14 protein-coding genes and 4 tRNA genes are annotated in these 11,173 nt (G+C 60.7%); 16 read left to right on the forward strand and 2 right to left on the reverse strand.

Annotated features, from left to right (window positions below):
* Positions 1-10 precede the first annotated feature (10 nt).
* Positions 11-1,273, reverse strand: a complete 1,263-nt coding sequence (locus R4P64_RS26025; protein ID WP_172936634.1) for a geranylgeranyl reductase family protein — start codon at positions 1,271-1,273, stop codon at positions 11-13.
* 104 nt (positions 1,274-1,377) lie between these two features.
* Here R4P64_RS26025 and R4P64_RS26030 point away from each other — a divergent pair, with 104 nt between their 5' ends.
* On the forward strand, positions 1,378-2,427 hold the full coding sequence (locus tag R4P64_RS26030) for a polyprenyl synthetase family protein (RefSeq protein WP_045071268.1): 1,050 nt from the start codon (positions 1,378-1,380) through the stop codon (positions 2,425-2,427).
* 96 nt (positions 2,428-2,523) lie between these two features.
* Entirely contained in the window at positions 2,524-3,429 is a 906-nt protein-coding gene (htpX, locus tag R4P64_RS26035; protein WP_141484743.1) for a zinc metalloprotease HtpX, read from the forward strand.
* Positions 3,430-3,500: 71 nt separating this feature from the next.
* Here the strand turns inward: htpX and R4P64_RS26040 are convergent, their stop codons facing one another.
* Positions 3,501-3,992: a YajQ family cyclic di-GMP-binding protein gene (locus R4P64_RS26040; RefSeq protein WP_033236471.1), complete on the reverse strand. Its 492-nt coding sequence runs from the start codon at positions 3,990-3,992 to the stop codon at positions 3,501-3,503.
* A 222-nt stretch (positions 3,993-4,214) separates the two neighbouring features.
* Between R4P64_RS26040 and R4P64_RS26045 the strand changes: the two genes are divergently transcribed.
* The 14 genes from R4P64_RS26045 to R4P64_RS26110 form a co-directional block, all read left to right on the forward strand.
* Positions 4,215-4,297, forward strand: a tRNA-Tyr gene (locus R4P64_RS26045).
* A gap of 410 nt (positions 4,298-4,707) precedes the next feature.
* A tRNA-Thr gene (locus tag R4P64_RS26050) sits at positions 4,708-4,780 on the forward strand.
* Between the two features lie 45 nt (positions 4,781-4,825).
* Positions 4,826-4,898 (forward strand) — tRNA-Met (locus tag R4P64_RS26055).
* A gap of 61 nt (positions 4,899-4,959) precedes the next feature.
* Positions 4,960-5,127 (forward strand): 50S ribosomal protein L33, encoded by a 168-nt coding sequence (gene rpmG, locus R4P64_RS26060; RefSeq protein ID WP_003941903.1) that lies wholly within the window; start codon positions 4,960-4,962, stop codon positions 5,125-5,127.
* A gap of 155 nt (positions 5,128-5,282) precedes the next feature.
* Positions 5,283-5,768 (forward strand): (3R)-hydroxyacyl-ACP dehydratase subunit HadA, encoded by a 486-nt coding sequence (gene hadA / locus R4P64_RS26065; RefSeq protein WP_172936632.1) that lies wholly within the window; start codon positions 5,283-5,285, stop codon positions 5,766-5,768.
* Positions 5,755-6,180: a (3R)-hydroxyacyl-ACP dehydratase subunit HadB gene (gene hadB, locus R4P64_RS26070; protein WP_033236469.1), complete on the forward strand. Its 426-nt coding sequence runs from the start codon at positions 5,755-5,757 to the stop codon at positions 6,178-6,180. Before hadA ends, hadB begins: the two co-directional genes overlap by 14 nt.
* Before the next feature lie 186 nt (positions 6,181-6,366).
* A tRNA-Trp gene (locus tag R4P64_RS26075) sits at positions 6,367-6,439 on the forward strand.
* A gap of 31 nt (positions 6,440-6,470) precedes the next feature.
* A complete protein-coding gene (secE, locus tag R4P64_RS26080; RefSeq protein WP_033236468.1) occupies positions 6,471-6,962 on the forward strand; it encodes a preprotein translocase subunit SecE in 492 nt (163 codons plus the stop codon).
* An 83-nt stretch (positions 6,963-7,045) separates the two neighbouring features.
* Entirely contained in the window at positions 7,046-7,897 is an 852-nt protein-coding gene (gene nusG, locus R4P64_RS26085; protein WP_033236467.1) for a transcription termination/antitermination protein NusG, read from the forward strand.
* Between the two features lie 61 nt (positions 7,898-7,958).
* A complete protein-coding gene (gene rplK, locus R4P64_RS26090) occupies positions 7,959-8,393 on the forward strand; it encodes a 50S ribosomal protein L11 (protein WP_033236466.1) in 435 nt (144 codons plus the stop codon).
* A 111-nt stretch (positions 8,394-8,504) separates the two neighbouring features.
* Positions 8,505-9,224, forward strand: a complete 720-nt coding sequence (rplA, locus tag R4P64_RS26095; RefSeq protein WP_003941982.1) for a 50S ribosomal protein L1 — start codon at positions 8,505-8,507, stop codon at positions 9,222-9,224.
* 429 nt (positions 9,225-9,653) lie between these two features.
* A complete protein-coding gene (gene rplJ, locus R4P64_RS26100; RefSeq protein WP_033236465.1) occupies positions 9,654-10,247 on the forward strand; it encodes a 50S ribosomal protein L10 in 594 nt (197 codons plus the stop codon).
* Between the two features lie 78 nt (positions 10,248-10,325).
* Entirely contained in the window at positions 10,326-10,712 is a 387-nt protein-coding gene (gene rplL / locus R4P64_RS26105) for a 50S ribosomal protein L7/L12 (RefSeq protein WP_033236464.1), read from the forward strand.
* Positions 10,713-10,967: 255 nt separating this feature from the next.
* Positions 10,968-11,173, forward strand: a 206-nt coding sequence (locus R4P64_RS26110; protein WP_317823254.1) for an ATP-binding cassette domain-containing protein, incomplete at its 3' end; no start/stop codon positions are given.

Consider the following 11,173-nt stretch of genomic DNA (forward strand, 5'->3'; position numbering starts at 1 on the left):
CCTGCTGTAATCAGCCGAACAGCGGACGGGAGTCGATCCTTCGGGATGCGGCTCCCGACGCTCGCCAGGCCCGCGCCGTCAGATCAGCGTCGGCGTCGGTGACGAGGTTGCCCATCACCCTGACCGCGACGGTCATCATTGCCTTCGACCGCATCGCGATCGGGCCGGACGCGGGGAGGAACCGCGGAACCGTGAGCAGCCCGGCAAGACGCCGCGCGACGGAGAACGCCTGCCCGTAATGCTCGCGTAGGACGCTCGGCCAGAGTTCGGTCAGATCGCCGTCGCCGAGGTGTTCGACGATCAACCGTCCACCCTCGAGGCCGTAGTCGATGCCCTCGCCGTTGAGTGGATTCACACACGCCGCGGCATCGCCGATGATCGCCCAGTTACGGCCGGCGATATTGGATACCGCGCCGCCCATCGGTAGCAAAGCTGAAGCAACGGAATGGATTTCACTGTTCCACTGCCATTCGCCGCGGCGCTGATCGGTGTACAGATCCAGGAGCGGGCGCAATGCTCCGGGGGCCGGCCGCTTGGCTGTCGCAAGGGTGCCGACGCCGATGTTCACCTCGCCGGTGCCCAGCGGGAAAATCCAGCCGTATCCCGCCTGTAGGGTGCCGTCGCCGTCACGCAGTTCCAGGTGCGACGTAATCCAGGGATCGGCGCTGCGGGGAGTTCCGACATAAGCGCGCGCGGCCACTCCGTACGCGGTGTCCCGATGCCACTGCCGCCCCAGCTTCTTGCCGAGCGTCGAACGAACACCGTCGGCGACGATGAGGGTCTGGCACCGCAGAGTGCTGGTTCCGGAGGGGCCGGACAGCACAACTGCACTGACCCGATCACCGTCACGTTCGACGTCGACGGCTTTGGTGCCTTCCAGCATCACCGCACCGGACTCGATCGCGCATCGTCGGATCCGATCGTCCAGCTCGGTGCGGGGGACCGCGCTGCCGATAGAGGGGAACGCTGTGGACGGCCACTCCATTTCCAGCTCTTGGCCGAAGCCTGAGAGCCGCAGTCCCTTGTTCGTCGTATGTGACCTAACCCACTCTCCGAGGCCTAGTCGATCAAGCTCGGCGACGGCCCGTGGAGTGAGTCCATCACCACATGTCTTGTCTCGGGGGAACACGGCCGCGTCGATCAGGACGACGTCGCGGCCACTGCGCGCGGCCCATGCAGCGGCCGAAGAACCCGCAGGACCTGCACCGATGACCACAATGTCAGTTTCGGTCGGCTGGGAATTCACGGCGGGGGACTGCTCTTCGGCGGACACACTCACATCTTCCCAGGCTCGTGATCGAGACCGTGGCGAGGCCGTGCCAAGTGCGAACCGCTAGGTTCACTACCGTGGGAACCGAGCCGTCACTGACGACAGGAATGGGTACTGACATCGTGAGCACCGAAAAAACTGCTGCCGACACAACGGCAGTGAGCACCGTCGTAGCGGGCATAGACCTGGGCGACGAGAAGCTTGCTGATGTTGTCCGTAGTGGACTCGCCGATGTCGAAGAGTTGTTGGTCAGCGAGCTGTCCGACGGGGAGGACTTCCTCACCGAAGCCGCCCTGCACCTCGCGCGCGCAGGTGGCAAACGGTTCCGGCCGCTGTTCACGATCCTGACGGCCCAACTCGGACCCAATCCGACCGATCCGTCCATCGTGACCGCTGCCACGGTCACCGAACTCGTGCACCTCGCGACGCTCTATCACGACGACGTCATGGACGAGGCGGAGATGCGCCGCGGCGCACCCAGTGCAAATGCTCGCTGGGGCAACAGTATTGCCATCCTCGCCGGTGACTACCTGTTCGCTCACGCGTCAAGACTGGTGTCGACGCTCGGGCCCGAAGCCGTTCGCATCATCGCGGAAACGTTTGCCGAGTTGGTCACCGGACAGATGCGCGAGACGATCGGTGCCAGGCAGGAACAGGATCCGATCGAGCATTACCTCAAGGTCGTGTGGGAGAAAACCGGTTCGCTGATCGCCGCTTCCGGTCGATTCGGTGGAACTTTCTCGGGATCCGACGCCACCCAGATCGAACGACTCGAGCGACTCGGCGACGCCGTCGGCACCGCATTTCAAATCGTCGACGACATCATCGACATCTCCTCCGTTTCGGAACAGTCGGGTAAAACCCCTGGCACCGACCTGCGCGAGGGAGTCCACACGCTTCCTGTGCTGTACGCCTTCGAGGAAGAGGGCGCCGACGCGGATCGTCTTCGCGAGCTGCTTGCCGGCCCGGTCACCGAGGATGCTGACGTCGAGGAGGCCCTCGCCTTGCTCGAACGTTCACCGGGAATGACCAAAGCCAAAGCAAAGCTGGGCGAATATGTCGATGCAGCCCTGGCTCAGCTGGCAGAGTTGCCGCAAGGCCCGGCCAACGAGGCCCTCGTTCGCTTGATCGACTACACGGTTCGACGGGTTGGCTGACGTTTAACCGCGTACACCGTTCGCGTTGCCGCGGGAACCTGAACACCCCTGCTCTTCGTTGTGCTAACGGGTCGGCTGCAAAAGCCGCGAAGTTACATGCGAGCAGTCGAGCTCGTTACGGGTAAGGGGTTGAGCGCTGTGCACGGCTACGCAAACGGAGCCAAGACTTTCGGGCTGCTGCTGGGCATGTCTGCCCTGATCGTGTTCATCGGATCGTTGTTCGGCAACCCGACCATCTTGTGGTTATCCGTACTTTTTGCCGTCGGAATGAACGCCTACGTCTATTTCAACAGCGACAAGCTGGCGTTGCGGTCGATGCATGCCCAGCCCATCACCGAGGTCGAAGCGCCCGTGATCTATCGCATCGTGCGCGAACTGGCGACTACAGCGCATCAGCCGATGCCCAGGCTCTACATCAGCCCGACCAACGCACCGAATGCCTTCGCAACCGGCCGTAATCCGCGCCACGCTGCGGTATGTGTGACCAGCGGAATCATGGGTTTGTTGAACGAACGAGAACTGCGAGCAGTACTCGGGCACGAACTCTCACACGTCTACAACCGGGACATCCTGATCTCTTCGGTCGCCGGGGCCATGGCTGCCGTCATTTCCGGCCTGGCGAACTTCGCGATGTACGCCAGCATGTTCGGCGGACGAGGCAACGGTCAGGGAAGCAACCCGATTGCATTGCTGCTGGTCTCGCTTCTGGGACCGATCGCAGCCACCGTGGTCAAACTGGCGGTCTCGCGCTCACGGGAGTATCAGGCCGATCAATCGGGAGCCGAGCTCACCGGTGACCCACTGGCGCTGGCGTCGGCGCTACGAAAGCTGGAGGCAGGTGTAGCGGCGGCTCCGTTGCCCCCTGAGCCTCGATTGGCGGCGCAGTCGCATCTGATGATCGCAAACCCGTTCCGGGCGGGGGAGAAGATGAGCAGGCTCTTTTCGACGCATCCGCCGATGGCGGAGCGGATCGAGCGTTTGGAGAAGATGGCGGGGATGTAGGGGCCTTCGGCCCCGGTGCGCCTTTCTGGTCGTCGGAACTACCAAAAAGGCGCACAGGGGCGCAGCCCCTACTACCGGTAGTTCACGAACTGCAGGGCGATCCCGAAGTCCTCACCCTTGAGCAGGGAGATGACGCCCTGAAGGTCGTCGCGCTTCTTGCTGCTGACGCGCAGCTCCTCACCCTGGATCTGTGCTTTGACGCCCTTGGGGCCCTCGTCACGGATCTTCTTGGTGATCTTCTTCGCGTTCTCACTGGAGATGCCCTGGACCAACGTTCCGGACAGTTTGTAGATCTTTCCGGACTGTGCCGGCTCTCCCGCATCGAATGCCTTCAGGGAGATGTCCCGGCGAATCAACTTTTCCTTGAACACCTCGAGGGCCGCCAGCAAGCGCTCCTCGGTGTCGGCGTTCAACGTGATCGTTTCTTCACCCGACCACTCGATCGACGCACCGGTGTTCCGGAAGTCGAAGCGTGTGGTCAGCTCCTTGGCAGCTTGATGCAGGGCGTTGTCCACCTCTTGACGGTCTACTTTGCTCACCACGTCGAAGGACGAATCAGCCACTTCTACACTCCCGCTTTCCGGTAGTCACAACATCGAGGTCTGCCCACCTTCCGTGCCGGTGGACACCTCGACGTTATCGGGTCGGCACCGCCGCTCACCACCCGGTTTGCAAAATGGGGGTGGGTTCGTTGTATTCTTCTTTCCGCACCAAGGAAGCCGTTCTTGGCCGCTGCGCGCCGCGATATACTTGCGAGTGCATCGGATCAAGACCTGGTGCAGCACGGCAGATTGCCCGAGCGGCCAATGGGAGCGGACTGTAAATCCGTCGGCTTATGCCTACGTAGGTTCGAATCCTACATCTGCCACACCAAGTCAGCCCCGATCCTGAATCAGGATCGGGGCTGACTTTTTTGTGTTCGGCCCCGGCGGCTCCAGCTCAGTCCGTTCCGGCTCCGATCGCGTCGAGTGGTCGGAGGCGCAGCAGTAGGTAGATACGGAGTTGTAGATACAGAGAGGCAGTGCGCTGTCGGCCGAGACGCGGTGTCGTCGTTCTCAGCGTCGTCGTTCTCGGGCACGAACGGCCGTAATTAGGCACGAGTGGCCGTCATTGGGCGGATATCCGTTGCGTCAAAGGCCTCGCCATGGGCTCGGATCGGTGCAACAATGGGCTGCGGCACTGATTTTGCCCCGATGACCTGGCGATTTGGTGCTGGAGCGCGTTCGTGTGTAATCTTTCGGAGGCTTCAAGAGAGCGGCAACGCACTCCGGAAGCCACGCCCCCTTAGCTCAGTCGGTAGAGCGTTTCCATGGTAAGGAAAAGGTCAACGGTTCGATTCCGTTAGGGGGCTCGCTGGATTGTGGTGCCGCGCTTTTTGCGCGACACTCGACACCGAGGCGGTGTAGCTCAGTTGGTAGAGCAAACGACTCATAATCGTTGCGTCGCCGGTTCAAGTCCGGTCACCGCTACACAATATGCATGATCCACCCTGATTGTTCGTAATCAGATACACCCGAAAGAAGGCATCCCGTGGCCTCCTCGACCGACGTTCGGCCCAAGATCACCTTGGCCTGCGAGGTATGCAAGCACCGTAACTACATCACCAAGAAGAATCGGCGCAACGACCCCGATCGCCTGGAGCTCAAGAAGTTCTGCCCCAACTGCGGAACCCACCAGTCGCATCGCGAGTCGAAGTAGCAAGTCCTTAACGGGACGACGATTTTCGCGGAAGACCCTCTTGGGGCCTGCGTCTTCGGGTCCTAGCTAGAAGAGAGTTTCTCCGCGTGACTGATTTGCAAGAGAACAAGGCAGCGGCCGAGGTCCCTACGGACCCGGCCGCTCATGCCGTCCAGATGGTCGGTCACCATTATCGTGTCGAAGACTTCTACGAGGTCGGGCGCGAGAAGGTGCGCGAGTTCGCTCGCTCCGTCCAGGATTCACATCCTGCGCATTACGACGAAACCGCTGCAAAGGGCCTCGGATACGACGGCCTGATTGCGCCGGTGACGTTTGTTGCGATCGTCGGCGGCATTGCCCAACGTCGACTCTTCGAAGAAGTTGTCACCGGCTACGACTTGAGTCAGATTCTCCATACTGATCAACGGATCGTGCTTCACGAACCGATTCAGGTGGGGGATCGACTGTTCTGCGACGTCTATCTGGATTCGTTCAGGCAGGCTGCAGGTAGTGACATCATCGTGACCAAGAACATCATCATCAACCAGCACGGTCGAGAGACCGTCACGATGTGGACAACCTTGGTTGCCCGCACCGGTGGTGAGGTGGACGAGAACATCGCCCACGCAGTCAAGGATGTGATGATGCATGTCGCTCCGTAAATTTTCCGACGTGAATGTCGGCGATCTTCTTCCTGAGAAGACCGTCACCGTCACGCGTGGAAACCTCGTCAATTACACGGGCGTATCGGGAGATCCAAACCCGATTCACTTCAGTGACGAGGTTGCTCGACTTGCCGGCCTGCCCGATGTGGTGGCGCACGGCATGCTCTCCATGGGCATGGGTGCCGGATACGTCACCGAATGGCTAGGGGACCCGGGTGCGGTAACCGAATACAATGTACGGTTTACTAGTCCGGTAATCGTGGCAGCCGACAAGGCCGCCGAGATCGAGTTCACCGCCAAGGTGAAGTCGATCGACGAAGACAGCAAGACTGCAGTACTGGCAATTGTGGCAAAATCCGAAGGTAGAAAAATCTTCGGCCGCGCCACGGCCACAGTCCGTCTGGCCTGATAGCCGGGTAGATTGTGTTTGTTCCGGGGCTTTGAAGTACACTGAGATTTCTGGGATTCCTCAGCGCTGCGCGCTGCCCTGAACGTCGCAAGATGTTCACATCGGGTAGCGCGTATGTTGTGTGATCGCAGAGCGGTTAACCGAACCAGCAGGGCATGAAAGTGCCGGGCTGCGGACGTCAACCAAAGGGGCGTAGCTCAACTGGCAGAGCAGCGGTCTCCAAAACCGCAGGTTGCAGGTTCAAGTCCTGTCGCCCCTGCCCCCGGATGCCAGCGACTGAGAGGAACGACGTGAGCGAGGATCGCGACAAGCGCGACGCCGACGCTTCGGACGCGGAGACTTCACCGTCTTCCGCTTCGAAGGCTGTCGACGACACTGCAGCTGACGCGGCCACGCGTTCCGATCTTTCGCTGGACAAGGGAGACGCCGTAGAGGCGGCTTCCGCATCAAGTGGGGTTTCCAACAAGCCGACCGGCAAGCGCGCTGCACGCGGCGCCTCGGTTGCAGCGTCCACCGTGAAGACTCCGGCTCGGACGGCGTCGCCGAAGGCGACTGCAAAGAACCCCGGTAAGAACCCCAAGGCGAAGAAAGACAACCTCTTCAAACGCCTTCGCAAGTTCTTCCGCGAGGTCATCGCAGAACTCCGCAAGGTCATCTGGCCGAACCGTAAGCAGATGGTCACCTATACCAGCGTCGTGCTGGCGTTCGTGGTCTTCATGGTCGCTTTCATCAGCGGCGTCGATATCGCTGTGATCAAGGGCGTTACCTGGCTGTTCGGCTGATTGTCGAATCGTCGGGCGTCCTTGCCTGCGAGCGCGAGAAAGACCCGCACGGGTCCGAGTAACGAGAGGAAGCGAGTGCCCCAGTGAGCACCCCCGAGAACGACACGAATGAGGCCTTGGCCGAAGAGCGTGTTTCTGCCGAGGCGGCAGCCGAAGTAGACGTCGAGGCTGGCGAAGGCACCGATACCGACGCTGCCGAAGACGCTGCAGACGGCACCGAAGCCGCGCAGACCGAGGCAACCGAGGACATCATCTCCGAGGACGCCGAGAACTCCGACGACGCTGCTCCGGCAGCCGACATCGAAGTAGAAGATCCGGTTGCGGAACTGAAGGCTGCTCTGCGCCGCGCACCAGGCGACTGGTACGTCATCCACTCGTACGCCGGTTACGAGAACAAGGTCAAGACCAACCTCGAGACCCGCGTTCAGAACCTCGACGTCGGCGACTACATCTTCCAGGTGGAAGTTCCCACCGAAGAGGTCACCGAGATCAAGAACGGCCAGCGCAAGCAGGTCAACCGCAAGGTTCTCCCCGGCTACATCCTGGTCCGCATGGAACTCAACGACGAATCGTGGGGCGCAGTGCGCAACACGCCTGGCGTCACCGGATTTGTCGGTGCCACCTCGCGTCCGTCGCCGCTGTCTCTCAACGACGTCGTCAAGTTCCTGCTTCCTCAGCAAGAGCAGAAGAAGCAGCAGGCTGCAGCAGCTGCCGTCGCAGCAGGCGAGGCGCCGGTCGAGTCCTTCGGTAAGCCCCTCATCGAGGTGGACTTCGAGATCGGCGAATCCGTCACGGTCATGGACGGCCCGTTCGCGACATTGCCTGCCAGCATCAGCGAGGTCAACGGAGAGCAGCAGAAGCTCAAGGTCCTCGTATCGATCTTCGGACGTGAAACTCCGGTTGAGTTGAACTTCAACCAGGTCGCGAAGATCTAACCCCCACACTTGCACTGTTAGACGCAAGACACACACCCAAGCTAGAAACTAGGAACTAGAGATGCCCCCAAAGAAGAAGAAGCTCGCCGGGCTCATCAAGCTGCAGATCCAGGCAGGTCAGGCTAACCCTGCACCTCCCGTGGGTCCCGCGCTCGGTCAGCATGGCGTGAACATCATGGAGTTCTGCAAGGCCTACAACGCGGCGACTGAGTCCCAGCGCGGCAACGTTGTGCCGGTCGAGATCTCGGTCTACGAAGACCGGACCTTCGATTTCAAGCTGAAGACCCCTCCCGCTGCTCGACTGCTCCTCAAGGCAGCCGGCGTAGCGAAGGGCTCCGGCGAACCGCACAAGACCAAGGTTGCCTCGGTAACCATGGATCAGGTGCGCGAAATCGCGAAGACCAAGGCTGAAGACCTCAATGCCAATGACATCGAGCAGGCCGCGAAGATCATCGCCGGCACCGCTCGTTCCATGGGCATCACGGTCCAGGGCTAATTCAGCAGCTCCACAGCATCACGTGGGAGGGCCGGCCAGGCCCTGACCACAACTGAACCATTCACCACTGCATCAAGTAACTCTCTGCAGTGATAAGTAAGGACAGAAGAAATGGCAAAGCGCAGCAAGGCGTACCTCGCCGCCGCTGAGAAGATCGACGCAGACAAGCTCTACAGCCCGCTTCAGGCTGCAAAGCTCGCCAAGGAGACGTCGTCCACCAAGATGGATGCAACCGTTGAGGTTGCAGTTCGTCTGGGCGTCGACCCCCGTAAGGCTGACCAGATGGTCCGCGGAACGGTCAACCTGCCCCACGGCACTGGTAAGACCGCTCGCGTCATCGTGTTCGCCGTTGGCGAGAAGGCAGCAGAAGCTGAGGCTGCAGGCGCTGACGTAGTCGGTGCAGAAGACCTGATCGAGCGCATCCAGGGTGGATGGGTCGATTTCGACGCCGCAATCGCGACTCCTGATCAGATGGCCAAGGTCGGCCGCATCGCCCGTGTCCTCGGACCCCGTGGCCTGATGCCGAACCCCAAGACGGGCACCGTTACCGCGGATGTCACGAAGGCTGTCAACGACATCAAGGGCGGAAAGATCAACTTCCGCGTCGACAAGCAGGCCAACCTGCACTTCGTCATCGGCAAGGCATCGTTCGACGATGAGAAGCTGGTGGAGAACTACGGCGCAGCGCTGGACGAGATCCTGCGTGCGAAGCCCTCGTCGGCCAAGGGCCGCTACGTGAAGAAGATCACGGTTTCGACCACCACCGGTCCGGGCATCCCGGTGGATCCGAACCGTACCCGCAACCTCCTCGAGGATGCTGCAGACGCGTAAGCAGTCCGCTGAACTGAAAGAAGGCCGATAGGGATTACCTCCCTATCGGCCTTCTTTTTTGCATTCAGGGAGAGGGCCCAGGGGCGATTTGGTGATGTGTTGCCCGGTGAGGTAGTCTTCAACGCGGAGTTCAGTGCTGGATATGAACTTCACCCCAAAATCATGTTCTACCCAAGACCGTTGGTTATTGCGCTTAGCGATGAGTGCAGTTGAAAGTCCGGAAATGTCCGGCGACCCACGCAGGAGGACGAGGTAAGGGGGAACGCATTCTGTGGTGGTTCTTTTCGCTTCCGTTTGTCTCCTCTGTACGCCCCGTGCGCCCTGCGCCGGGGCGTTTTGCATGTCTAGGACTTGTGGCTTGTCAGGTTCTCCTGGTGAGCCGCGGCGGTTCCGAAGTGGGATAACGACTGTCACGAGAGGAGGCGAAGTATGGCAAAGCCTGAGAAGGTTTCCGCAGTTGCGGAAATCACCGAGCAGTTCAAGGGTTCGACCGCTGCTGTGATCACGGAATACCGTGGTCTTTCAGTGGGCAACATCACGACACTGCGACGCGCTCTCGGAGAAGGTGCCACCTACTCCGTCGCCAAGAACACCCTGGTTAAGCGTGCCGCCGCTGAGGCTGGCATCGAGGGCCTTGATGACCTGTTCGTCGGACCGACCGCCATTGCATTCATCAAGGGCGAACCGGTCGACGCTGCGAAGGCACTGAAGAACTTCGCAAAGGAAAACAAGGCGCTCATCATCAAGGGCGGCTACATGGACGGCGCTGCGCTGTCCGTGGACGAGGTCAACAAGATCGCGGATCTCGAATCCCGCGAAATCCTGTTGGCAAAGCTTGCCGGCGCGATGAAGGGCAACTTGGCAAAGGCCGCAGGCCTGTTCAATGCTCCCGCTTCGCAGATGGCCCGTTTGGCCGCTGCACTGCAGGAGAAGAAGGCCGCAGAAGGCGGAGCTGCAGAAGCTCCGGCTGCTGCCGCAGAGGCTGCTACCGAGGCTCCGGCCGAGGCCGAAGCCGAAAGCTGATCCGCACCCGCGCATCACTGCTATATCCCCGCCCGGTCGCGGATCAGCGACATGGGACTTACAGGAAGGACCGCCACAATGGCGAAGCTCAGCACCGAAGAGTTGTTGGACCAGTTCAAGGAGCTCACCCTCCTCGAGCTCTCGGAGTTCGTTAAGGCATTCGAGGAGACCTTCGAGGTCACCGCTGCTGCTCCCGTCGCCGTCGCCGCTGCAGGCGCACCGGCTGCCGGCGCAGAAGCTGCTGAAGAGCAGGACGAGTTCGACGTCGTCCTCGAGTCGGCTGGCGACAAGAAGATCCAGGTCATCAAGGTCGTCCGTGAGGTCGTTTCCGGCCTCGGCCTGAAGGAAGCCAAGGATCTCGTCGAGAGCGCTCCGAAGGCAATCCTGGAGAAGGTTTCGAAGGAAGCAGCTGAAGCTGCAAAGGAAAAGCTCGAAGGCGCCGGCGCAAAGATCTCCGTCAAGTAAGACGGTTTTCTCCGCTGCTCACCTCGAGTAGTCGAAAGAGGGTCACTTCCTACGGGAAGTGGCCCTCTTTTTTATTGGGCGCATCCGGCGGGAATGTCCGGATCGGCGCAGGTCGGATGCGTGTCCGATTCAGGGTGCGTGTTAGTTTGTGCTTCGTACTTACTCGTTAGTAGTATTCGCAGTCACGGGTAACACTTCCATGCGATAGAGTGACCCAACCCACATCGGGTGGATGCATCGGACGGCGCGGAGGTAGTGGTGGGAGTAGAGGTAGCGGTAGACGGGCTGACTAAGTCTTTCGGGTCGCAGAGGATTTGGCAGGACGTGTCGTTGACGCTTCCCGCCGGTGAGGTGAGCGCATTGCTGGGGCCCTCGGGTACCGGCAAGTCGGTGTTCTTGAAGTCTTTGATCGGTTTGCTCCGCCCCGAGCAGGGTTCCATCGTGATCGACGGCACGGATAT

Source organism: Rhodococcus sp. IEGM 1366 (genome assembly GCF_033142425.1).
Lineage (GTDB): Bacteria > Actinomycetota > Actinomycetes > Mycobacteriales > Mycobacteriaceae > Rhodococcus_F > Rhodococcus_F globerula.